The organism is Cyclobacterium sp. SOCE241, assembly GCF_056867545.1.
Genome location: NZ_CP149779.1, coordinates 3,060,633 through 3,082,456 on the forward strand (window position 1 = coordinate 3,060,633; position 21,824 = coordinate 3,082,456).

Below are 21,824 nucleotides of genomic sequence, written 5' to 3' on the forward strand. Positions count from 1 at the left end.
CCTAAACGCGGGATTTCCCCTGTTCATGGTGGTAGAAAATATTCTCGGCAATCACAATTCCATCATCAACCAAGATCCCTATCACTATTATCATACCAAAGAGGGAAAGCACATTTATGGTAATATCAAAATAGGAGGCCATCATAAACATTCCCATAAATGAAATAGGAATACCAAAAGCCACCCAAGCTGCCAACCTAGGACGCAAAAACAAGGAAAGAAAAAACAGTACCAAAGCTATCCCCTGAATTCCATTTACCAATAAAAGCTCCGTACGTTCTACAACTATTTGAGACCTGTCATTGGTAATACTTAGCTGAATATTGTTGTGTGTTTCATTGAATTCCTTGGCATAAATAGTCGCCTTTTCTGCTGCCTCAATTAAATCTTCATTGTTGGTCGTACTGATCGTAAATGAAATGGATGGTTGCTTATTGAAATAACTTCTATCAGGGGTTTCAGACCAGGCATCCTCTGTTACCGCCACATCTTCTAAAGTAACAATAGCACCATTTTCTTCGGTTTTTAGAATGATATTGTTGAGCTCCTTTCCATAATAAGATCGATTATTTACCCGGATCAAATAATCCTCTTCCTCGGTTTTAATTGCTCCACCGGTAACCAAAATATTGTTATTGGCCACTGCATTGGCAACATCGGTGAATGTCAAATTATAGGAACGTAAAATCTCTTCATTTACTGAAACCGTAATTTCCTCATCAGGATAACCGGCAATGGTCAACTGAGATATTCCATCTATACCTCGCAAGTCATTCTCTATCTCTCTTCCTATCGTTTTAAGGGTTTTCAGAGGGATGTTTTCCCCACTTAATGCCAATTCAATAGAAACATTTAAATTTTCATTTTTAGCCACCACCGGCGGCTCCATCTCTGCCGGAAAAGAAGGTACTTTATCTACGGCATTTTTTACATCAGCCAATAAAACATCTATATCATAACCTTTGATGGCCTCAATAGAAATGCTTGCTGTATTTTCCGAAGAAGCAGAAGTAAACCGGTCTATTCCTACAATCCCCCGTAAATTGTCTTCAATTTTCAGAACTACCCCTTCTTCCATTTCTTGTGGAGATGCTCCGGGATAATTGATAGTAATGTCTATAAACTTAGAGTCCTGCAAAGGAAAGAAGCTGGATTTTAAGGATAACATCCCAAACGTACCGAGCACCACTACCGCCAGGATAATGACATTCACTGCCACAGGGAATTTTATAAAATGTGTTATTATCGATTTCATTATTTATCTAGTGAATGGTGAAAAAAGGTATGAAAAATGCATAACAGAAATCACCGTTATTGCTCCGCGTAAATACTTACTTTCATGCCGGGGTAAGCTCCCGTAGGCAACTTTGAAAGCACTTGCTCACCATCTCTTAACCCGCTTATCACCACAAACTTTTCCTTATAAAACAAAGGTTCAATTGTTTTCTGGACGAGGATTGAATCCTCAACCACGAATACTTGATTTTTATCAAATACCACACTTCTGTTCAATTCATATGCATTTTCCACCTCGGTAGCCATAATGTTTGTTTTCACATACATGCCCTCTTCCAAGCCTTTTCCTTTGACTTGCACATATACGTTGGTCGTTTGGGTTTCACTGTTGACCAACCTGTTGATTCTAACTATTTCTCCAACCCATTTTTTTGCATTATTATTTGTAGAAGTAACAGTTACTTTTTGACCAATCTCTAAAAAATCAATCATGCTAGCACTCACAGGTGCTTCAATCTCAAATACTGTAGGCTGAATAAATTCTCCCAACTTTTGTCCAGGCCTAATCAAAGAACCCGGAGTCACCAAAGCTTCCACCAATACCCCATCAAAAGGGGCCATAATATTGTATTTGGCCAAAGTCAATTCCATATTCCTGACATTGTAATAGGTAGAATAAATAGTCCGACCGGTAATAAACATCTTTTCCTGATTGGATTCAGGTTCCGGAAGTGGTGGCAAGGGTTTATTTACATCAATTTGACCCAGGAAATCATTCCATTTTTCAAAAGACGTGGAGTAGTCTAAACGTAAATCAGCAAGTGCTGAAGTCACCAAATTTTGAAGACTGCTTTTTTGAGACATTAAACTGGCGCGGTAAACATCCGACTCAATGGCAACCAAAGGCTTTCCTTTTTTATAGAAAGCCCCTCCTTAAAACTACCTATAGGAGACGTCATCACGCCTTGCACTTCAGCGTAAATCTCAACCCTATTCTTGGCCTCCAAGATCCCGGTTGCTGTAAAACCCAAGGGTAAAGTGGAATTTTTAATGGTTTCTGCAAACACGGTAGCCGTGGAAATTCCTTTATTTTTTAATGGTGGTTTTTTGCTTTCTTTTAGAATATTAGACAACGAAAACCCGCCAAACAAAACCGCAATACTTACTCCAATAATGATTAGTTTTCTTTTCATACACACTAGTTGCTATTGCAACCATTTTTAACATTTTCAATATTATTTTTAATTTTAGCTAAAGTTCTTGCTGTTTGTTCTAGCTCCTCCTCCGATATGTTTTCCTGGATCTGTAACACCAATTTCTTAAAGATCGGAACAGTATTCTGAAACACCAGCTCCCCGTGTTTGGTAAGGTGAACCATGTTTATTCTCTTATCCATTGCAGAAGGGATTCTCGCTACAAGATTTTTCTTTTCCAAAGTATTAATAAATCTGGCCAATGAAGCTTTGTCTCTTTCAGTAATAAATGCCAAATCATTTTGAGGTAAAGGCCCCTTCATCGACAAGGCTTTTAACACAAGCATCTGCTTCTTAGTCAAATCCACCCCGGCTTCCCTTAGGTTTGCATTAATGAAGATATCTACCCATTTCATGGTCTTTCCTAACCATGGCAAAATACCATATTCATTAATATTAGGCTTATAATCCTTATCCATTTCCATCAAATTTTGAGCAAATATAAATATAATAGTTGCATATGCAACTATTATATTTATTAAAAAAATGAATATTGACCAATGAATTTGAATATTAGCAAACAATCTAAAATCATTCGTTCTATAGAGGCATGTTTAGTAGGGGAATAATTTGACCGGATTACCCCGATAGTTTAGTCTCTAAATAAAAACACTATACAAAATAGTTCAAGGCAGTTCGAAAAATCTACCAATCCCGTTGCCTAAGTCATAAAAAAAGGCTAAAATCAATTTAGCCTCTAGATATATGATAAATGAGATACTTAGAAAGGTGAAGCCATAATAAACAATCTCTACACGTATCTAAGTAAAAACCTTAGTACTTATCAATTCCTATTGTTCACCTTGGGACTTGCCTTGGCTCTGATCGCTTATATTGGTTTGCATTTTTTCTTGGGATAAAATTTCATTTAATTTTTCCCCACCTTTGATTCCAAAATCCAGGGTACGGATTGGGAATGGAATCATTATATCTTCCTTATCAAAAGCTTTTTTATGGCTATAATAGCTTCACTTTGACTCTTCAAAAACTCCAATTGACTTTTAAAGGCTACCCAAATCATTATTCTAAAATCAATGGAACTACTTCCAAAGGCCAAATAAACAAGATCAATATCTTTATTTTTATTTATATTAGGAATATTTTCCACTGCTGCAATGGCAATATCTCTCACCCGTTCCAAGTCCTCCCCATAGGAAACCCCAACATTTAAATCTATTCTTTTATAAGTGTTTTCAGAATCATTGACCAAAGGATTCTGAAAAAGCATCTTGTTAGGTATAATAACCTCTTGCCCTTGAAAAGAGCTCAGCTCTGTGGTACGAATACCAATCCGTTTAATAATACCACTGTATCCTTCACAATGAATCACCTGCCCAATTTTAAATGGACGTTTGATGGCCATAAAAAAGCCGGCAATAAAATTGGTGGCAATATCCTGAAAGGCAAAGCCCAAAGCCAAACCGATAATCCCAGCCCCGGCAAGCAGGGAAGAAACAGTTTTATCAAGGTTTAAGAAACTTAAAGCTGTAAACACACCGATTGAAATCACTATGATATAGATGATTTTCGATATTATGGATGAAAGCGAATTGTTTTTTATTGCCCTATCCAGAAATCTATCACTTATATTTTTAATTAACCGGGCAACTAGCACAAATGCAATGAGCACCAGTATTGCTACAACAAAATTTGGCAACATTTTAACCAGTAGCTCTAACCATCCAATTAATTTCTGAGTAAGGATATCGTAATATTTATTAATTTCCATGATATATAATATTCAAATTTTCAATCCATATAAATAATTTAGCCTCAATTCCGAAGCCAACTGCTGTAGCAATATTATTAAGGCACAGACAAACAACCTATTGAAAATAAAATTGTTCTAAACCATTTTTTACAACATCAAGCCCTTAAGTAGAAAAAGCACAACTATATTTTACCTCCACGGTAAAAATTTGTAAAAATCAAGACCCTATCCGGTACAAACTCAATTTCTTGCCCGAAATATTGAGCCAAAAAAATGAACTGATAGCTCCACACTAATAACCTACCAAAGAGTTATTTAATTTTATCATGACTTACCCAAAGGAGCGTTGAAGTATCATAGCCAATATCCTCAGCCATCTCCAGATACTTATCCTTAATTTCCTTAGGTATATCCGTATCTCTTGAAAGAATCCATAAATACTTTAAACTCTTGCCCGCCACCAAAGCATATTTGTAGTTTTGGTCCACTGCAATTACATTGTACCCGGAATAAAATGGCCCGAAAAAAGACACCTTTAGCATACCTACATTCTCATCCCCAACAAATTTCGCCTTTCCCATGGCTTGAGTCCATTCTTCTTTTTTGGTATTAAAACCTCGGTTGACCACCTTTATCGTCCCATTGTCATTAATTGAATAGACAGCTGTAGTATTATTTAAATTTTTCTCGAACTTGAAATCCATTCTGGCAATTTCATACCATTTACCTAAATATTTTTCCTTATCAAATGCCTGCACTGCTTCGGCACCTTTAGGAATCGTTGCACAAGAAAAAAGCCCATCGTAAATATTCCTGTTAATAGAAAGAAAATTAAAATTTGGTTTTTCATGGAGAGAATGGTGTTAAGTGGTTATTTTAACTACTTAAACAAATGTTGTGCCTGTATTCTTATACCCCAATAAAAAGTCTTCTACAGAATAGCCCTAGTATAGTATTTATCCTCAGGCTTCAAAAAAAATGCATCAATACTACCCCTTTAAAAACCTTTTTGCAAAGGGAGAATGGACCATAAGGGCTCAAAAAAAGGAGAATGGCTATAATTAAACACCTAATCATTTTCATTATTATAATTTGAAGTTTCTCTGAATAGTTTTTAACATCATTTTTTTGAATATAAAATCTCGGGCATGAATAATTTTTCAAGAAACTTTATATATTCGCACAAACTTTTGAAAGCCAGGTTTTATGAAAAAAAGGCGGCAGTCATCGACATGGGTACCAATACCTTTCATCTGCTAATGATAGCATTTGACAACAATGGTTTTGAGGTAATTTACCAAGAAAAGGTTCCCGTGAAAATCGGTCAGGGAGGCATCAATCAAAACATCATCCTTCCGGAAGCTGAAAAACGTGGATTGCACACCCTTGAGCATTTTCACAACCTTATTAAAGGGGAAGGTATCTCCCAAATTTTCGCATTTGCCACCAGTGCGGTAAGGAATGCTGACAATGGGTTTTCTTTTATTCGGAAAATTAAACAACAAACCGGAATAGATGCACAAATCATTGACGGAGAAAGAGAGGCTGAGCTGATTTATAAAGGTATTCGGTTAAGTGATTGTTTAAATGCAGAGAATGCCCTGATGATGGATATTGGTGGAGGATCTGTTGAATTTATAATAGGGAATAAACATAAAATTCACTGGAAAGGCAGTTTTGAAATAGGTGGACAAAGGCTATTGGACTTGTTTCATTACCACGACCCTATTCTCCCTGAAGAAGTGGAAAAACTATCCATTTACTTATCGGAAAAGTTAGCTCCCCTTTTACAAGCCATAAAAACACATGCTCCCCAACAACTAATAGGAGCTTCCGGCACCTTTGATACTTTGACAGACATGTACCTGGCTTCAGATGGTAAGAAAAAAGACAGAAAAACCATTCATCACCTATTACCGGTTTCAGCTTTTGAAAGCATAGCATCCGAATTGCTGCTACTTGATAAGACCAGGCGACTTAAAATCCCTGGAATGATTCCCTTAAGGGTAGACATGATTGTGGTGGCTTCCTGTCTGATTCGTTTTATTACTCAAATGGTTCCTACGGATGAGTTGATTTGTTCCACTTACGCTTTAAAAGAAGGTGCTGTTTCGGAAGCGATGAACAAAACAACAGAAATAGAAAACACCAGCCTTACACCTACCCAATAAATTAGGATTATTCTTCCATTAGGGCTTAACTTTTTGCATTTTTGCACCATCGATCACCCAATTTCTTGTTCAATAATGAATTTCTCCCACTACCAATTAGAAAAATTTACCACCGAAGTATTACAGAAAATAGGTTGCTCTGAGACTGATGCTAAAACAGCTGCCTCCGTTTTGTTGTCCGCTGACTTAAGAGGAGTGGACTCTCATGGAGTTGCCCGATTGTCAGGATATGTTAGGCTTTGGGAAGCGGGACGCATCAACCCTACACCTAATATTAGGGTAATCCATGAAACCCCAAGTACGGCTGTGGTGGATGGTGATGCAGGCTTAGGCTTGGTAGTAGCCCCCTATGCCATGAATGTGGCCATAGAAAAAGCCAAAACAGCTGGAACCGGATGGGTATCAGTAAAGAACTCCAACCATTACGGCATAGCGGGTGTTCATGCCATGGAGGCTTTGAAACACGATATGGTTGGCATTTCACTAACGAACGCAAGCCCATTGGTAAGCCCTACGTTTTCTAAAGAACGTCTTTTAGGAACAAATCCTATTTCGGTAGCCATTCCCGCAAATGAGCAACCTCCATTTGTTTTGGATATGGCAACAACTACCGCCGCCAATGGCAAATTGGAAATCCTACAAAGGAAAAAAGAACTAGCTCCGGAAGGATGGATTCAAGACAAGGATGGCCAACCTACAAGAGATCCGTTAGGTGTGAAAGAAGGGGGTGCACTTTTGCCCCTTGGAGGGGATAGAGAACATGGTTCACAAAAAGGTTATGGATTGGGGGCAGTTGTAGATATCTTTTCCGCAGTACTTTCAGGAGCCAATTACGGCCCTTGGGTCCCTCCTTTCGTTGCATTTTTGGAACCCCACCCTAACCCTGTTGGAGAAGGTTTAGGTCATTTCTTTGGTGCGATGCGCGTAGATGCTTTCAGACCTGCAGATGATTTTAAAAACCATATGGACAATTGGATCAGCAGGTTCCGGGAGGCTACACCGGTGAAAGGTCAAGAAAAAGTATTGATCCCCGGAGATCCGGAAAGGGAATTAGAACAAGAAAGAAAAGCCAATGGGATACCATTATTACCAGCGGTGGTAGAAGATCTACGTGCACTGGGTGACAAACTAGGCCTATCCTGGGAATAAGCTATTGAATATCAATTGAATATTAAACGATTTTTACAAACGCTAGGCCCCGGCATTCTCTTTGCCAGCACAGCCATTGGTGTGTCTCACTTGGTGCAAAGCACCAGAGCAGGAGCTGAATATGGCTTCGGTTTGGTAGGTTTCATTATTGCGGCGAACCTGTTCAAGTGGCCATTTTTCGAATTTGGTTCCAGGTATGCAGCAGCTACAGGTGAATCCCTGATCGATGGATACCAAAAAATCAGCCCTTGGTTTTCCCGTTTGTTTTTGGGCATAAACTTGCTTTCCATGTTTTTCGTTAATGCCGCCGTTACCTTTGTGGCAGCAGGTTTTTTACAAAACTTATTCAATATACAACTGTCACCAAGTTACTTCTTTGTCCCCTCTGTCCTATTATTACTGACCTCTTTTCTATTTCTTGCTTTAGGAAGGTATTCTCTGCTCGATTCAGGTATAAAAGTCATCGGAAGCTTTATGTTTTTGAGTACTATTTTGACCTTTTTTATCGCTCTTTTTAATGGCCCCAAAGTTCCTATAGAAGATTATTCCATCTTTACCGAATTGACACCTCAATCTTTACCATTCGTTATCGGCCTAATGGGCTGGATGCCCACAGCCATAGACGCATCTACATGGAATAGCCTATGGACCATCGCTAGAAGAAAGCAAAGTGGCTACGCTCCTACCGTTAAAGAATCTGTTTTCGAATTCAATTTTAGCTATTGGATATCTTCCGCACTATCTATTTGTTTTGTAGTACTGGGCGCATTTTTGCTTTTCAATACCGGAGACACCTTACCCGACAATAATGTTTCTTTTGCCACGGGAGTGGTTAATTTATATGCTACTCAATTGGGATCCTGGACATTTATGATCATTGCTGCAGCAGGATTTTCCATTATGCTAGGTACCTGTATTGGGGCCATGGATGGCTACGCTCGCTCCACCGCTAGAGTAATCGCAGTAATGAATAATCGACAAGAAAAAATACGGACTACCTTTTGTGGTTGACCTTGATAACCCTTGGGGGAATGCTGGTCATCGGTTTTTTTATGGCGTCTTTTAATCAATTAATCGGTTTGGCCACAACCATATCTTTCCTAATTGCCCCTATCATTGCCATCCTCAATTACAAATTGATTTTTAGCCATCATCTCACCAAAGCACAACAACCGAGAAATTGGATGCGTTGGCTCTCCATAGCCGGAATTGGCTTTCTTTTTCTATTTTCCTTCGTGTTTATTTATTTCAATTGGTTTAAATAGCCCAACTAGTCCCAATTCTCAATCTCGAAATGGCATATACAAAACCTAATTTGTAAGATTGACCCCGTCGAGTTAATGCAAAGTCAGCGAGAGACATGTCAATCCTGTCTCCTTACTGCAAGGTGGTCAAAGGGTGATATTTCGTAATTATTCATCCCAAAGCAGCTAAATCAATACTTTATCAAATTCCACTTCCTGGGCGGCAAGCACAAAGACCTTGGTAGGCAATGATTTGGTTCGCTCTTTCAATTTTACATAGTAATCTTCAAAAGCCCCTCTTCCTCAGGCACCGCCAAGCCCATCATAATCATGTCACTGTTTTTGGACTCTTCAGACATTATATCCCAAAAATTCCGACCCTCAGCTGTCAATATTTGGTAGTCGAAACCTGTTCGCATCCCTTCAAAAATTTTATCCAAATTATCTTTTGCTCCTGCGTAAGCATCTTTATTCGGAACTACCATCTTTACATTTACAGAAGCTTGCTGCCATTCCCGGCTGTTTTTCAATAGATAAGCCAGAATTATCATCAAGCTTCCATTCCGCTTTAGTCCTCCCCACCAAATATCAATCACCTTCTTTTCCTTAAAACCTATATTTCCCTCATCCTGAACAATAATTACATTCTTCCTGGATTTGTAAAAATGCCTAATCATTTCAGAATAGGGCACCAAGCTTCGGTTTTCTCTGGTATCTCCGAGCAAGATAGTATTAGGTACCAATTGTCCTAAACCGTAAGAATTAACCATATGCATGGCTCCGGAAAAAGGATCAGATGCCCGGACCACCCTTACCAAGGCCTGCACATTTTTATTGGCCAGATAATCCATAATTCTTCCTTCAAAGTCTTTGACTTTCTCTTGAGGAACATTGGATTCAGATACAATGGTGGTCACAGTAAATAAGGCGTTTCCGTTGGTAATGTCATCAGCAAGCTCAATCAACCTCCACCTCTTCCCGGGAGAGCCCGACAAAACAAGGATATTGGGGCGCCAACTTTTGGCATTGGCCTCTTTCTCCAGCCTAAACAAAGCGTACCTAATTATGGAGGAAAACACTCCTCTTCCCAGGCCTCCCCACGTTGCCTCAATTTTTCTCCTTTCCAGCCAAACAAAAATGATCCCTATCACCAAAAAAGCCATAAGGGTTGCCAAAGCATTAATCAAGAACATCACTCCTGCACAACCAAGAGCTCCTAACAAAGAAAACACCCAATGAACCTTAAATTTAGGTCTGAAAGAAGCACTTCCTAAAAACCGCTCGGTGGCTGCCGTAATATTTAAAACCGCATAGGTGGTAAGAAAAAACATGGTGAGCACAGGGGCAATGAGATTTAAGTTACCAAAATACACCGTCAATAGGGTGATGCCAATGGTAAAGATCGTTGCTGCTCTAGGAATCTTTTCCTTCCCTCCTACTTTACTAAAAACTCTTGCCCATTTAGGTAAAATCTTATCATTAGCCAGGGCCTGCAAAACGCGTGGGGCTCCCAATAAACTACCGGTGGCACTTGACAAGGTTGCTCCCCAAATCCCCAGCACAATGGCTCCACCCCAAATGGCAATATCCTGCATAATAAGAGGATTTTCGATCAGCGTAGAAGCATCTGCTCTGCTAGCCAATATCACCGGCAAAATCATATAAATCAAATAGCCCACCCCGATGGCCATAAAGGTACCTTTGGGTATAGATTTGGAAGGACTTTTAAATCTCCTGACATATTTACCCCTGCCATAATCCCGGTAACTGCCGGAAAGAAAATAGCAAACACCTGCCAAAAATCTACCGATTGCGCTGCCGGCACTCCCCAAAGTTCAACATTGGAATCTTCCATGGGACTACCAAAGATCAATGACAATAAAGACAGGGCAATTAAGCCCATGATAAAAAACTGACTTTTAATCGTGGCCGTGGTGGAAAACAAGGCCAATCCTCCTAAAGCCAAGGTGGTAATTATCCCTACCCATTTCATTTCCAAGGCAGGAAAAATAGCCACGACAGATTCAGAAAAACCAATGACATACAAAGAAACTGAAAAAGCCTGGGCCAAGTACAAAGGTATCCCTACAGCCCCTCCAATTTCTGCTCCCAAAGACCTACTGATTAAAAAATACGCGCCTCCACCTTTTACCGGAGCATTGGTAGCAATGGCAGATATTGACAAGGAAGTCAGAAAGGTAATGGTAGTAGAAAGGGTTACTATAAGTAAGGTCCCAATCAACCCCACATTACCCACGACCCAACCAAATCTTAGGTACATGATAACTCCTAAGATCGTCAGTAAAGATGGAGTAAAAACACCACCAAAGGTGCCAAGTTTGGCCGAACCGGCATTTTTTATACTTTTTATATTCATATGAAAGCGCTACAGTCTAGATTTCAGCTAATCGTATAAAGCCAAGTTATCACTGGGTCAAATGATCGCATTAGTTTTATTTTCAGGACAATGCTCCCCCTTATGGCCTTGATTATTTGCGCAATAATTGTAGCACAACTCGGACCAATGCCTACGTCGAGATGAAATATTCTTTATTTTGGATGAAATGTCTTAATTATTGTTAACCTTTTTCACCAAGATCACCCAGTCTAAATCAGTTTCTTCCGGAGCTTTCCCCAGTGAGGTATTTTGTCCACCCGAAACCTGCTTTAAAGCCTCATTTTGAGACCTGGCGCCTGTTCTAGGGTTAAACCAATGAATTTCAAACACCCCTTCAGGCAATTTGAGTTCCCCTTCCGCTCCATCTCTGAGGTAATATACAAATACTTCATCATTGGCAGCTAGCAACCAAGCATTTGCAGCTTCATTTTTTTGAGGGGATAATTCTTGAAAAGGGATTTCACTTTTGGTGAAAAAGTTTTTGGCATGATTCATTTGCTCATAATAGGCTTGGTATTTTCGGTAATCTTGTATTCTTAGATCTTCCCCTTTCCCAATATACACCTCCGTACCTGCAGCACCGGCCATTAACGAAGCCCAAAGGGAATGCTTTCTCCACACATCCAATTCCGGATACTCAGGGCCGGTATAAGGCTCATCATAAGCAACTACCCAAGGATGTCCTGAAGCGGTAGAGGCTTTTCTCCAGTGCAAAATTCGGTCATACCCATGTGTTACATCTTGATAATTCCCCTGAAAACTTATCCCCGTATAGGATGGGTCTCCCACCAAATCTTCGAAAATCGCATCTGTATCAGAAGGACCATTGTGAACCACAATTAATTCATTATAAGGGAGTAAATCTTTAAGGTAAGCAGCGAATTGTTTTCTCTGCTGGGTGGTGATTGACTTTCCGTAACCTTCATCTTTTTGCCATCCGTTTTCTTCTCCTATATTCCACGCCACAGCATTAAGGTAACCAAACCTAGCTGCCAACTCCCTATAAAAAAGCTTTCGACTATTGGCAAAATCACCTCCTTCTTTAAATTCAAAATAGGATTGATTCTCCTGCTCAGACAATACAAATTGAACCATCATGCCTTCCTGCATCATATAATCAAAAAGTCCTTGCCACTGATCCAATTTAGAGACATCGTATTGGTAATAATCATCTTGCCCTACCCAAGGAAAGGCGGTCTTTCCATCGCCATAAGCACTCATAAGCAAAAAATAATGAGAATTGATGCCTTGGTTTTTAAGGTAATTGATAACCCCAACTATTCCTTTCCCTTTATCTTCATGCCAAAGCAGATCACCTTCTTCCCAATCCGCTATGTGTTTCTTATAAGCCCTTTCAGAATCAGTTCCATCAAAGTCCTGGTATTGGAGCAATACCTCCGGCGCATTGGTTCCCATTTTAAAAAATATTCTCCATTGGTAAATTGAAGAAAATGCTCCCCAATATATTGTAATTTCCCCTTGCCCAAAAAGCCGGCTTGGCTTGTATCTGCAGGGGTTACAGTGAATGTTCCTTGCTCACCATCAAAGGCCAAACTGCTTCCTTTGGCATTTCCCTTAGCGATGGCTATATTTTCACCTTCCAAAAGCTGACTCGATAGGACCATTCTCCCGGTTTTAGGGGCAATAAGTGGGCCCTCCATACCGTACCGCTATCTGCTCCACTCTCACGGGCATCACCATCCGCTGCAAAATACCCCGGCACCACTATGGTTTCACCATCAGGGTCGGTAAAATGAACCTCCATTTTATAATTTAAAAATGTCGCTTTGTCCTCAGTCAACTCCGGGCCATTCCATGAAAATGTCATTTTTTGATAGGCAAGGTTATCCCCTTTAATCGGAGATTTCTGACCGCAGGCGATTAAAATTAACCCCATTAGGGAAAAGCAAATGAATGGTATAAGGCGCATATTTAGGTTTAATGGTTAGAATATTGGCTAAATATAGGAAATGCACTGACCAATTCATATAGTGCAATTTGATTAAATTCTAAGGATAGCACTCCCTATTTTCCGCATATAAAATGGGCTTCGTCCGGATGTTATTAAACAAGAACAGCAGACCCATTTATCTATTACAATAAATCCAATCCGTATTGAACAATTTTTACTTGTTTTTTGTACATTATATAATCACAAACCTGATATCCCTATGAAAATACTAAATCAAACAAGCGTAATTCCTGCTTTAATTTTATACACGGCCTTCTCCTGTGCTCCAAAGCAAGTAGGGACAGAGGAAGAAGTTGAAGCCATAAACTTAAGCCATATGGATACCTCCATCCGTGCTCAAGATGATTTTTTTCAGTATGTCAATGGAACATGGTTAGCGGAGGCAGAAATACCCGCTGATCAAGGGAGATGGGGTAGTTTTCTGGAGCTAAGAGACCAAAGCATAGCCGGGGTAAAGCAGGTCATGGAAACAGCCAAGGCCAAAATTTCCGAGTATCCCAAAGGAACTGATCAATACAAGGCCGTGACATTTTATACCATTGGGATGGATTCTCTCTTGGCTGAAAAAAGAGGTCATGATGTATTGCTCCCTTGGTTTGAACAAATTGATCAGATTAAAAACAAGATAGACCTGCAGGCTTTTATAGGTAAAATTCACCCAGTCGGAGTAAGTGCATTTTTCAATATTCATGTAAGTTCAGATGCCAAGGACTCAGATCAAAACGCCTTGTACCTAAGTCAAGGAGGTCTTGGTTTGCCTGACAGGGATTATTATGTGGATGAGAGCAACGAAAAATTCAAGGAAATTAAAGCCAAATATGAGGCCCATATTTCCAAAGTATTTCAAAAAATGGGCAAAACTGAGTCTGAAGCAAAAGAGATAGCAGAAGATGTTTTGGCGATAGAAACACAACTCGCTGCAGCCAGTAAGACCAGAATAGAAATGCGTGATGCTGAAGGAAGGTACAATAAATACTCAATAGAAAAGCTTCAAGCAACTACTCCTTCACTGAATTGGTCTGCTTTGTTTGAAACTTTTGGCGCAGCCACAGATGAAGTAATTGTCAGCAGCCCGGATTTTATGATCGCCTTAGAAAAAGTATTCAGTGAATCGGATCCTGAAATGTGGCAAAAGTACTTAAAATGGCACTTGGTGCGCAAGTCTTCTCCCTATTTGAATCATGCACTGGTGCAGGCAAATTTTGATTTTTACGGAAAAGAGTTGCAGGGGACAGAAGCATTGAGAGCCCGGTGGAAAAGAGTCCTTAGCAGTGCAGAAGGGGCTGTGGGCGAAGCTATCGGTAAGTTATATACAGAAGAATTTTTTCCCGAGGAGGCCAAGGAAAAAGCCAATGAAATGGTCGATAATATTTTGGAAGCCATGGGAGATAGAATTCAAAATCTGGACTGGATGAGCGAGGAGACCAAAGCCAAAGCCATGGACAAGCTAGCTACATTTACCGTAAAAATCGGCTATCCTGACAAATGGGAAAGTTATGCCGACCTTAAATTGGATGACAATAAAAAGACCAGCTCCTACCTGGCCAATGTTATGGCTGCCAACCAATTTCAATTCCACAAAAACATGGAGAAGCTGGGCAAAGAAGTAGATCGCTCGGAATGGTTTATGACCCCTCAAACCGTAAATGCCTACTATAATCCTACTTATAATGAAATCGTATTCCCTGCAGCTATTCTTCAGCCGCCCTTTTACAATTACAAAGCAGATGCGGCGGTAAATTATGGAGGAATAGGCGCTGTAATTGGCCATGAGATATCCCACGGATTTGATGATCAAGGCAGTCGCTACAGTCCGGATGGCAACCTTGAAAATTGGTGGAAAGAAGATGATCTAGAACGTTTTAAAGAGAGGACCGGAGCACTTGTGGCCCAATATGATCAATATGAACCTATTGAAGGTGTGAACGTCAAAGGGCAACTTACCTTGGGAGAAAACATTGGTGACCTGGGCGGTGTATTGGTAGCCTATGATGGACTACAAAAACATTTGGAAGAACATGGTAATCCTGGAGAGATTGATGGATTTACTCCTTCACAGCGTTTCTTCCTTTCGTGGGCTACAGTCTGGCGCACCAAAAGCAGGGAAGAGGCCTTGCGCACCCAAATCCAAACAGATCCTCATTCACCGGCTCAATACCGCGCCAATGGTCCCCTTGTGAATGTTGATGCTTTCTATGAAGCTTTTAATGTAAAAGAAGGAGATCAAATGTATGTTGCCCCAAGTGACAGGGTTAGGATCTGGTAAACTGAATTTAAATAATAGTTATTGATATATTATTATACTGGATCAAGCCTTTTTTCATCAATAAGAGCAAGGAAATTTAAGGTTTTAAAAGGGTTCTCGATTTCGGGAACTCTTTTTTCTTGCCTTCCACCCTGAAGGCATTTCCCTTTTTTATGGATTCATAAGTTTTATGCATAGACGGTATTGGTATTCTTTTTCCATTGTTATTGCTCGACATTAGTCAGTATGCCAATCTTAAAGGTCAAAAATTAACAAATCCCCAAAAACACCGTAGGTGTGACATCTTTGTAGCCGAGGCTGTCAGGCCTTGGTAAAAACGATAAACAAAACCCGATTTTGGCGGTATTGTTGCTTTTTTTTCGCAAAAAAACTGACAAAATCCCTTTTAAAAGATCATAAAATGTAATCACCATTATTTAATGTTAGCAAAATTTAACCTTTTCATGTGATTTATGGACTTTTTCCAATAGTTACCCTGTTCATTTTTCCCCCTGAGTTGCTCCGCTTCTGGGCAGGTCCTGAGTGAGTTATAAATCAGGGCAGGCTTGATCCAAAAACGAACCAAAAAAGTCAAGGCTGTCAAATCTTATTTCAAATGATGGGTTATTGTTTAATGAACTGATAACTTTTACGTTGCCATCATTTGATTTTTGGATCAGGATTCCAGGCTAAAAATGAGTGGATCTCCTTGTGGGAGCTAACTCATTTTCTTAACGCCCTCCATCCTGCTCCAAAAACCATAACCTTTGAAGGCCGATAAAGCCTAATACATTGTGTTTTCAAAAAGAAAAGTAATTACCGATATAAGTATTTCATACAAAGACGGATAGTTTACAAATCCCAAAAACCCCATAGGGGTGTCACTTTTGTAGCCAAGGCTGTCAAGCCTTGGTCAAAACCATAAGCACAACCCGATTTTGGCGGTATTGTTGCTTTTTTCTGCAATAATGCTGACAAAATCATTTTCGCCTATAGTTATCCTAATTTCTACCTGTTCATTTTTGCCCCTGAGAAAAGACAAATCAGGGCAGGCCCTGAGTGAGTTATAAATCAGGGCAGGCCCTGAGCGAGTTATAAATCAGGGCAGGCCCTGAGCGAGTTATAAATCAGGGCAGGCTTGATCCAAAAACGAACCAAAAAATCAAGGCTGTATGTAAATCTTAACGCAAAATGAATCACTCCCTGGCTAAACAAAAAAAACTCGGCCGAAAAGGCCTCAAACAGTTTTTTGTTTTTAACGCCATTGAGCAATCCATTTTACTAATTTCCATAAGGCCGAAAAAGTAAAATAGAATTGAACAAGCTTAGGCATCTAAAGCTATCTAGGCTAGACACTTAACCTACCATAGAATTCATTTTCGCTTGCCATTACTCCCCATGATAATACAAACGGCAAGTCTTAACCAACCCAACAACACCGTAGGTGTGGCATTTTTGTAGCCAAGGCTTGGAAGCCTTGGTAAAAACGATCTGCACGATACGATTTTGGCGGTATTGTTGCTTTTTTTGGCAACAATGCTGACAAAATCATTTATAGGTATTTTTTTTACTCAGCTATTCTATTTTTCAGATCCATTCTTTCGGGCAGGATCCTGATAATTTCAATTCTTTCGGGGTGAATGATCTGATAGAAGATTATATGCTTTCCGGATTTTATTCCCAGAAGGTTTCTATTTATTCCATCATATTCTTTTCCAATGTTTGGATTATCAGCGATTCCTTTACACACCATTTTTATCGTTGCGTAATACTTGTCCGCTTGAGTTTCAGACCAGGTCTCGAAAGTGTATAACCAAATACTATTTAAATCACCGATGGCTTCTTGTCTAAATACAACTTTAGCCATTCTTTCTTTTTTCGGCTTTTAGTTTTTTAAGATTCTCATCGAAATCAAAGTCTTCAACTATTGGACTCTCTAGTCCTTGTTGAATTGCATTTCTTAAGGCAATTGCTTTGCTTTCCTCATTTTCCAATAAACGAAGTCCAGCTCTGATTACCTCACTTACGTTTTTATACCGTCCGGCAGCAACTTGGTTACTCACAAATTGGTCAAAATAATTCCCGAGTGAAATTGAGGTGTTTTTACTCATAATATAAATTTTTACTCTAAAATACCAATTATTGGTAATTTCTCAAAATCACACTAAATAATTTCTAAACCAAAATTATAGCTGATAATTTGCGCTTATACCATAAATACACCCTTTCTGCTTCCTTTTTGATTTTATATTGTAATTCCTAAAAAGATTTTTTTTAACAGCGTTGGATGAAATAATATTGTTGTAAAACTTAAAAAACCCCAAAAACACCGTAGGTGTGACATCTTTGTAGCCGAGGCTGTCAAGCCTTGGTAAAAACGATAAACACAACTCGATTTTCCCAGTATTGTTGCTTTTTTTCTGCAACAATACTGACAAAATCCCTTTTTAAAAGATCATAAAATGTAATCACCATTATTTAATGTTAGCAAAATTTAACCTTTTCATGTGATTTATGGACTTTTCCCAATGGTTACCCTTTTCCTTTCCTGTTCATTTTTCCCCCTGAGTTGCTCCGCTTCTGGGCAGGTCCTGAGTGAGTTATAAATCAGGGCAGGCTTGATACAAAAACGAACCAAAAAAATCAAGGCTGTCAAATCTTATTTCAAATGATGGGTTATTGTTCCAAGAACTGAGGTCGTTTACGTAGCCATCATTTGATTTTTGGATCAGGATTCCATACTAAAAATGAGTGGATCTCCTTGTGGGAGCTAACTCATTTTCTTTACCCCTTCCACCCTGCTCCAAAAACCATAACCTTTGAAGGCCGATAAAACCTAATAGATTATGCGCTCAAGAAAAACCACGATTACCGACATGAAACTCCCCAACCATCGACGGTAAAATTAAACCAATCCCAAAACCCCATAGTGGTGACATTTTTGTAGCCAAGGCTGTGAAGCCTTGGTCGAAACAATCAGCACAACCCGATTTTAGCTGTATTGTTGCATTTTTTTGGCATCAATACTGACAAAATCACTTTACTAATTTCTGTTAAAAAATCGGATGAACTTTGCCCATTGTTAGGCGGTAGGCATTTTTTTCAGTAAACTATTTCCCTATTGTTCAGCTCTACATTAAATTTTACGCTTGCCCCTAATACTTCAAAAACTTTCATAATGGTTGAAAATCGGGCGTCTGTTGTGCTGTTTTCAATTTTAGAGATTTGTGCTTTTTTACCCCGACAAGTTGGCCAAGTTGTTCTTGTGTCAAATGACGTTCTTTTCTTGCTTGTTTTATGGCATATCCCAAAAGGTCAAGGCGAAGTTCATTCTCAAACTCGTCGCGCTTTTCTGTTCCTTTTTTGCCGATATGTTTATCGGTCATTTCTTCTAAGCTGTAAGTTTTCATGTTTTCTTGCTTTTATCGTTAAAGTATTGTTCCATTAGACGTTCAGCTTTTTCTAATTCTCACAGGGCAAGACCTACCCTGTTTTACCTTACCACCTTACCTAATGCTTCCAATAGCTGGGGATTGTCATCTAATCCAATCCTGGCAACAGCATAGAACTCGCTCATCCAGTCGTCTATCTTTGCAAAGGCTGCATCTTTGGCTTTAGTGGCATCTTGTGACTCCCCTTTTTCTTTTAAGTAGGTAGAACGCGCCGCTTCTATGTCTGAAATCATCGCCTTTGCAACATTTAAATCATCCACTGATATCCTGAGCCTAGCGAGCTTGCTCTGAATCACGGTATCTGCTGATGCAATACCATAGAATTTTTTGACCGCTTCTAACCAACGCATATAGGTTCGTGGCTTTGCTCCGGAAACGGCCAATTCCTCTGCGGTAACTGGATCTTTCCGAAAAATAACTTTTGCTTTCTTCCGATGCATGCTAAAAACATCCTCCAGCTCTTCCTTTTTGCTTGAAAAATCAGCATAGGCTGCTGTTTTCTCATCATCTTCGGTTTGATTTTGTTCGTAGGCTTGCCTGGTTTCATTAAGAATGGCTCGGCCTTCTTCAATCTTTGCAGCATCATAACCTAACTCCGCCATGATCGTGGAGATTCTTGATTGGGAGGTTACATTGTCCAATGCAATCCTGTACTGCTCTAAAGTTCCGGCTTCTGAATATTTGGGTTTACTGGCCATAGAAATTGAATTTAAAGGTTTATAAAATAGTATGATATCCTCATTCAAAACCAAACCCTCACCCGATCACCAACTCACTACATCACCAAATCACTACATCACTAGCTCACCCCATCACTAGCTCACCACATCACTACATCACCCCATCTCCCATCCTACAATTGCATTCCTACTGCTTACATCCCTGTTCCTACGACTTACATTTGTGTTCCTACTGCTTACATCCCTGTTCCTACGAGCTACATTTGCATTCCTACAAGCTACAATTGCATTCCTACCGCTTACATGGCTGTTCCTACGACCTGCATTTGTGTTCCTACCGCTTACATTTCCATCCCTACAGGCTACAATTCAATCCCTACCGCCTACAAGCCTATCCCTTCCCATCACAACTCACTAATTTATAGACGATATGGCTATAACTATGAATATAATAAATTTTTATGAAATCAAAAAATTGGGGAGGCAAAGACTATGGTAAGCTTAATACCCAACACCGTTTCAATATTTCATTGAAGTTTACCCTGAGAATTGTTCAGGGTTCAATACCGCAGTTAGGCTAGGCTGTCCCTTACGTAAGAATGCTATGTTATTGGGCACAATATTTATTTTTTAAGCCGCCCATGATTTTATTTTTTCTTCAATTCTTTCATTCCACTCTGATTCATCGCCAATGGTTTGATTAATAGCCCATTGCTCTTCAAGCCAAGACTTTAATTTATTGGGGTCAGAGAATTTATGTTTAACACCGACATTTACGAACTCTATAAATTTTTCAAGCGTCAAAGGGATAATTTTCGTTGCACCTCCGTATCGCTTTGTAAATCCTTTGTTTAAATTGAAGAAGAATGCTTTTGTTCCCTCGTCAACTTTTGGCGCAATAAATAGGCAGTAAGATTCTTTATTTGTTCTTTCCTTAAAGTCGCCATAGTGCCTGGGAACAGAATCACCTTCCATCTTAAATTGAGTCGCTCCTGAAGAAAGTGTTACTTCTCCAATAATTCCAAAATCGTCAAATTCAATTTCCAAATCAGGCTTGTTTCCTGGCGCTGTATTGAAAGGCATACCATCAATATCCATTATGAAATTTCCATCAATACGTTTTGCATAATTGAGCATCACAAATGACCTCCAAACGTTCCATTCTAAAAAAGAGGTGCATCAGGAACGTCTTTTGATTTTATTTGCTCAAATACTTTAAGAATTTCATCAAATTCTTTATAGTCTTTAAGCTCCTTTTTCTTTTCTTCTATGTTTTTTGCTTTGACCTCAATTTGTAAAGAATCTAAAATATCTTTCAACTCTTCCATTTCAAGTGAACTGTCGACTTTAGTGTCACCAAGTTTTTTGATTTTTCCGACCAATAAATTTTTGTCGTCAGTTAGCAGCTTGATTGAGAAAGGGTTGAATAAATAATCTTTGAATTCTTGTTTACTCTTAAATTCAAGAGGTTTTCTCGAAATGGTTTTCAGCAGAAAATCAACTTCTTCTGTTTTCTGGGGAGAAATAATCAATCTGAATGTTCTCTTTTGAAAAGTTATCAGTTCCGTGGCACGAACATAGCGAACGAAAGCATCTGCATAGTCTTTCATATTCGCCCTTTTTGTTTTCACAAACCTCTTCAAGGAAGTATCATTGCTCTCTCTTGTTTTTAGATTTTTACTTTGCACTTCTTCTTTAAAAATCTCGAGTATTTCATTTTCAAAGCATTCATTAACATACATTTTACGACTTCCCGTGTATTTTATAGAACCTTCCCTAAAGTCCTTTATTTTCTTCACAATTCTGTCGTATTCTGAATAGTGAATAAGCTGAGAAAAAAATAATGCAATCTCTGTTTTAGAAAGGCTGCCTAAGTCATTAATCAATCTTATGAGTTCTAGGTAGGGTTTTACACCAAATTCAACTTTTCGCGATTGAGTGTGATATGGAGAAGGCAATTGAAACTTAAGCAGTTGTCTTGTAAAAGTCTCATCTAATCTTTTTTCTGATAAAAGCAGCTCCCCTGCCTTGGTCAATTTAATTTTTGGGTCCAAGTTCACAAAACCAAAAGCTTTAGGGGCTCTGGTTATTCTATCCCTTGCAGCCAATGCAGGGTCAGACGGAAAAGTCTCACCTTCGTAATGTTCAGAATCATAAAGTGTTTGAAAGAAATTTTCTTGTATGTCTTGATTCCCTGACCATAATTCACCGCTATAATAATCGGTCAGAATTTGTATTTCAGGAATAATTTTTTCAATAGTTCTTGGTGAAGTGAACCCAAAAAGCGCCTTTGATTTACTTAAGTTAGCCATG

General features: G+C 39.2%; 19 protein-coding genes and 2 pseudogenes. 4 read left to right on the forward strand and 17 right to left on the reverse strand.

Annotated features, from left to right (window positions below; all coding sequences use genetic code 11):
- Nucleotide 1: 1 nt before the first annotated feature.
- The 6 genes from WG932_RS15285 to WG932_RS15310 form a co-directional block, all read right to left on the reverse strand.
- A complete protein-coding gene (locus WG932_RS15285; RefSeq protein ID WP_483088531.1) occupies nt 2–1,255 on the reverse strand; it encodes an efflux RND transporter permease subunit in 1,254 nt (417 codons plus the stop codon).
- Between the two features lie 56 nt (nt 1,256–1,311).
- A complete protein-coding gene (locus WG932_RS15290; protein WP_483088532.1) occupies nt 1,312–2,139 on the reverse strand; it encodes an efflux RND transporter periplasmic adaptor subunit in 828 nt (275 codons plus the stop codon).
- Nucleotides 2,100–2,429 (reverse strand): hypothetical protein, encoded by a 330-nt coding sequence (locus WG932_RS15295; RefSeq protein ID WP_483088533.1) that lies wholly within the window; start codon nt 2,427–2,429, stop codon nt 2,100–2,102. Before WG932_RS15295 ends, WG932_RS15290 begins: the two co-directional genes overlap by 40 nt.
- Nucleotides 2,430–2,434: 5 nt before the next feature.
- Nucleotides 2,435–2,908: a MarR family winged helix-turn-helix transcriptional regulator gene (locus WG932_RS15300; protein WP_483088534.1), complete on the reverse strand. Its 474-nt coding sequence runs from the start codon at nt 2,906–2,908 to the stop codon at nt 2,435–2,437.
- Nucleotides 2,909–3,414: 506 nt separating this feature from the next.
- Nucleotides 3,415–4,218 carry a mechanosensitive ion channel family protein gene (locus WG932_RS15305; RefSeq protein ID WP_483088535.1) on the reverse strand — a complete coding sequence of 268 codons (804 nt, stop codon included), beginning with the start codon at nt 4,216–4,218 and terminating at the stop codon, nt 3,415–3,417.
- A gap of 293 nt (nt 4,219–4,511) precedes the next feature.
- Nucleotides 4,512–4,958: a lipocalin family protein gene (locus WG932_RS15310; RefSeq protein WP_483088536.1), complete on the reverse strand. Its 447-nt coding sequence runs from the start codon at nt 4,956–4,958 to the stop codon at nt 4,512–4,514.
- Nucleotides 4,959–5,432: 474 nt separating this feature from the next.
- Here WG932_RS15310 and WG932_RS15315 point away from each other — a divergent pair, with 474 nt between their 5' ends.
- From WG932_RS15315 to WG932_RS15325, 3 genes are all read left to right on the forward strand, one after another.
- Nucleotides 5,433–6,371 carry a Ppx/GppA phosphatase family protein gene (locus WG932_RS15315; RefSeq protein WP_483088657.1) on the forward strand — a complete coding sequence of 313 codons (939 nt, stop codon included), beginning with the start codon at nt 5,433–5,435 and terminating at the stop codon, nt 6,369–6,371.
- A gap of 75 nt (nt 6,372–6,446) precedes the next feature.
- The gene (locus WG932_RS15320; RefSeq protein ID WP_483088537.1) at nt 6,447–7,520 is read left to right on the forward strand and encodes an Ldh family oxidoreductase; all 1,074 of its coding nucleotides are present in this window, start codon (nt 6,447–6,449) and stop codon (nt 7,518–7,520) included.
- A gap of 15 nt (nt 7,521–7,535) precedes the next feature.
- Complete coding sequence (locus tag WG932_RS15325; protein WP_483084615.1) at nt 7,536–8,531, forward strand: NRAMP family divalent metal transporter; 996 nt, start codon at nt 7,536–7,538, stop codon at nt 8,529–8,531.
- A gap of 505 nt (nt 8,532–9,036) precedes the next feature.
- On the opposite strand, the gene WG932_RS15330 is transcribed toward WG932_RS15325, so the two are convergent.
- From WG932_RS15330 to WG932_RS15350, 5 genes and pseudogenes are all read right to left on the reverse strand, one after another.
- On the reverse strand, nt 9,037–9,843 hold the full coding sequence (locus tag WG932_RS15330) for a hypothetical protein (RefSeq protein WP_483088658.1): 807 nt from the start codon (nt 9,841–9,843) through the stop codon (nt 9,037–9,039).
- Nucleotides 9,823–11,141, reverse strand: a pseudogene (locus WG932_RS15335) (APC family permease); the annotation flags it as partial. The pseudogene WG932_RS15335 and the gene WG932_RS15330, both read right to left, overlap by 21 nt.
- 192 nt (nt 11,142–11,333) lie before the next feature.
- Complete coding sequence (locus tag WG932_RS15340; RefSeq protein WP_483084616.1) at nt 11,334–12,578, reverse strand: putative collagen-binding domain-containing protein; 1,245 nt, start codon at nt 12,576–12,578, stop codon at nt 11,334–11,336.
- A complete protein-coding gene (locus tag WG932_RS15345) occupies nt 12,494–12,787 on the reverse strand; it encodes a hypothetical protein (RefSeq protein ID WP_483084617.1) in 294 nt (97 codons plus the stop codon). The genes WG932_RS15340 and WG932_RS15345 overlap by 85 nt, the downstream gene beginning before the upstream one ends.
- Entirely contained in the window at nt 12,748–12,990 is a 243-nt protein-coding gene (locus WG932_RS15350) for a DUF5060 domain-containing protein (RefSeq protein ID WP_483084618.1), read from the reverse strand. The genes WG932_RS15345 and WG932_RS15350 overlap by 40 nt, the downstream gene beginning before the upstream one ends.
- 343 nt (nt 12,991–13,333) lie before the next feature.
- On the opposite strand from WG932_RS15350, the gene WG932_RS15355 reads away from it, so the two are divergent.
- Nucleotides 13,334–15,400 carry a M13 family metallopeptidase gene (locus WG932_RS15355; RefSeq protein WP_483084619.1) on the forward strand — a complete coding sequence of 689 codons (2,067 nt, stop codon included), beginning with the start codon at nt 13,334–13,336 and terminating at the stop codon, nt 15,398–15,400.
- A 1,546-nt stretch (nt 15,401–16,946) separates the two neighbouring features.
- On the opposite strand, the gene WG932_RS15360 is transcribed toward WG932_RS15355, so the two are convergent.
- From WG932_RS15360 to WG932_RS15385, 6 genes and pseudogenes are all read right to left on the reverse strand, one after another.
- Entirely contained in the window at nt 16,947–17,246 is a 300-nt protein-coding gene (locus WG932_RS15360; protein WP_483084620.1) for a type II toxin-antitoxin system RelE/ParE family toxin, read from the reverse strand.
- Nucleotides 17,239–17,490 (reverse strand): type II toxin-antitoxin system ParD family antitoxin, encoded by a 252-nt coding sequence (locus tag WG932_RS15365; RefSeq protein ID WP_483084621.1) that lies wholly within the window; start codon nt 17,488–17,490, stop codon nt 17,239–17,241. The genes WG932_RS15360 and WG932_RS15365 overlap by 8 nt, the downstream gene beginning before the upstream one ends.
- 991 nt (nt 17,491–18,481) lie before the next feature.
- Nucleotides 18,482–18,789: pseudogene (locus WG932_RS15370) on the reverse strand (helix-turn-helix domain-containing protein).
- 83 nt (nt 18,790–18,872) lie between these two features.
- Complete coding sequence (locus WG932_RS15375) at nt 18,873–19,529, reverse strand: PQLLE family protein (RefSeq protein WP_483084622.1); 657 nt, start codon at nt 19,527–19,529, stop codon at nt 18,873–18,875.
- A gap of 612 nt (nt 19,530–20,141) precedes the next feature.
- Nucleotides 20,142–20,648 (reverse strand): AlwI family type II restriction endonuclease, encoded by a 507-nt coding sequence (locus WG932_RS15380; RefSeq protein WP_483084623.1) that lies wholly within the window; start codon nt 20,646–20,648, stop codon nt 20,142–20,144.
- A gap of 26 nt (nt 20,649–20,674) precedes the next feature.
- Entirely contained in the window at nt 20,675–21,823 is a 1,149-nt protein-coding gene (locus WG932_RS15385; protein WP_483084624.1) for an AlwI family type II restriction endonuclease, read from the reverse strand.
- Nucleotide 21,824: the final 1 nt, after the last annotated feature.

Excerpts from the sequence above, each read along its gene's own strand:
- WG932_RS15285 (WP_483088531.1), bottom strand. The coding sequence starts at position 1,255 with ATGAAATCGATAATAACACATTTTATAAAATTCCCTGTGGCAGTGAAT.
- WG932_RS15295 (WP_483088533.1), bottom strand. The coding sequence starts at position 2,429 with ATGAAAAGAAAACTAATCATTATTGGAGTAAGTATTGCGGTTTTGTTT.
- WG932_RS15300 (WP_483088534.1), bottom strand. The coding sequence starts at position 2,908 with ATGGATAAGGATTATAAGCCTAATATTAATGAATATGGTATTTTGCCA.
- WG932_RS15305 (WP_483088535.1), bottom strand. The coding sequence starts at position 4,218 with ATGGAAATTAATAAATATTACGATATCCTTACTCAGAAATTAATTGGA.
- WG932_RS15315 (WP_483088657.1), top strand. The coding sequence starts at position 5,433 with ATGGGTACCAATACCTTTCATCTGCTAATGATAGCATTTGACAACAAT.
- WG932_RS15320 (WP_483088537.1), top strand. The coding sequence starts at position 6,447 with ATGAATTTCTCCCACTACCAATTAGAAAAATTTACCACCGAAGTATTA.
- WG932_RS15340 (WP_483084616.1), bottom strand. The coding sequence starts at position 12,578 with ATGGGAACCAATGCGCCGGAGGTATTGCTCCAATACCAGGACTTTGAT.
- WG932_RS15345 (WP_483084617.1), bottom strand. The coding sequence starts at position 12,787 with ATGGTCCTATCGAGTCAGCTTTTGGAAGGTGAAAATATAGCCATCGCT.
- WG932_RS15350 (WP_483084618.1), bottom strand. The coding sequence starts at position 12,990 with ATGACATTTTCATGGAATGGCCCGGAGTTGACTGAGGACAAAGCGACA.
- WG932_RS15355 (WP_483084619.1), top strand. The coding sequence starts at position 13,334 with ATGAAAATACTAAATCAAACAAGCGTAATTCCTGCTTTAATTTTATAC.
- WG932_RS15360 (WP_483084620.1), bottom strand. The coding sequence starts at position 17,246 with ATGGCTAAAGTTGTATTTAGACAAGAAGCCATCGGTGATTTAAATAGT.
- WG932_RS15365 (WP_483084621.1), bottom strand. The coding sequence starts at position 17,490 with ATGAGTAAAAACACCTCAATTTCACTCGGGAATTATTTTGACCAATTT.
- WG932_RS15375 (WP_483084622.1), bottom strand. The coding sequence starts at position 19,529 with ATGGCCAGTAAACCCAAATATTCAGAAGCCGGAACTTTAGAGCAGTAC.
- WG932_RS15380 (WP_483084623.1), bottom strand. The coding sequence starts at position 20,648 with ATGCTCAATTATGCAAAACGTATTGATGGAAATTTCATAATGGATATT.
- WG932_RS15385 (WP_483084624.1), bottom strand. The coding sequence starts at position 21,823 with ATGGCTAACTTAAGTAAATCAAAGGCGCTTTTTGGGTTCACTTCACCA.